Source organism: Actinomadura sp. B10D3 (assembly GCF_039871695.1).
Lineage (GTDB): Bacteria > Actinomycetota > Actinomycetes > Streptosporangiales > Streptosporangiaceae > Spirillospora > Spirillospora madurae.
Window position 1 is genome coordinate 1 of sequence record NZ_JBDPLY010000089.1, and the last position, 1,364, is coordinate 1,364.

The 1,364-nt window shown below is 64.4% G+C and carries 1 pseudogene; it reads left to right on the forward strand.

The window, feature by feature from the left end:
- Positions 1-14: 14 nt before the first annotated feature.
- A pseudogene (locus ABGB11_RS42370) lies at positions 15-1,364 on the forward strand (DNA-directed RNA polymerase subunit beta); the annotation flags it as partial.

Here is a 1,364-nt window from a genome sequence, read left to right on the forward strand (position 1 = left end):
ACTCCTTCGACTGGCTGCTGGGCAACGAGAGGTGGAAGGCCCGGGTCGAGGCGGCCCAGAAGGCCGGTAGTAGGAGTGTCCCGACGCAGTCGGGGCTGGAGGAGATCTTCGAAGAGATCAGTCCGATCGAGGACTTCTCCGGGACGATGTCGCTGTCGTTCCGCGACCACCGGTTCGAACCGCCCAAGTACTCCGTGGAGGAGTGCAAGGACAAGGACATGACCTACTCCGCCCCGATGTTCGTCACGGCGGAGTTCATCAACAACACCACGGGTGAGATCAAGAGCCAGACGGTGTTCATGGGTGACTTCCCGTTGATGTCGCCCAAGGGCACCTTCATCATCAACGGGACCGAGCGGGTGGTGGTCTCCCAGTTGGTCCGCTCGCCGGGGGTGTACTTCGATCGGGCGCTGGACAAGGCGTCGGACAAGGACATCTACGGGTGCCGGGTGATTCCGAGTCGGGGTGCCTGGCTGGAGTTCGAGATCGACAAGCGTGACAACGTCGGGGTGCGTATCGACCGCAAACGCAAGCAGCCGGTGACGGTGCTGCTGAAGGCGCTGGGGTGGGATGAGGCGCAGATCCGGGAGCGGTTCGGCTCGTATGAGTCGATCAATGTGACGCTGGAGAAGGATCACACCTCCGGTCAGGATGATGCTCTGCTGGACATCTACCGCAAGCTGCGGCCGGGGGAGCCGCCGACGCGGGAGTCGGCGCAGACGCTGCTGGAGAATCTGTACTTCAATCCCAAGCGTTACGACGTGGCGAAGGTCGGCCGGTACAAGATCAACAAGAAGCTCGGTCTTGACCTGGAGATGAACCAGGGGACGCTGACCAAGGACGACATCGTCGGCACGATCGAGTATCTGGTGCGGCTGCATGCTGGTGAGGAGGAGGCCACGCTGGGTGCGGTTCCGGTGCCGATCGAGGTCGATGACATCGACCACTTCGGCAACCGGCGGCTGCGCACGGTGGGGGAGCTGATCCAGAACCAGGTGCGGCTGGGGCTGGCGCGGATGGAGCGGGTGGTCCGGGAGCGGATGACCACCCAGGACGTCGAGGCGATCACGCCGCAGACGTTGATCAACATCCGGCCGGTGGTGGCCTCCATCAAGGAGTTCTTCGGCACCAGCCAGCTCTCCCAGTTCATGGACCAGACCAACCCGCTGGCCGGGCTGACGCACAAGCGGCGGCTGAACGCGCTGGGTCCGGGTGGTCTGTCGCGTGAGCGGGCGGGCATGGAGGTCCGTGACGTCCACCCGTCGCACTACGGCCGGATGTGCCCGATCGAGACCCCGGAAGGGCCGAACATCGGCCTGATCGGGTCGCTGGCCGCGTTCGGGCGGGTCAACCCGTTCGGGTTC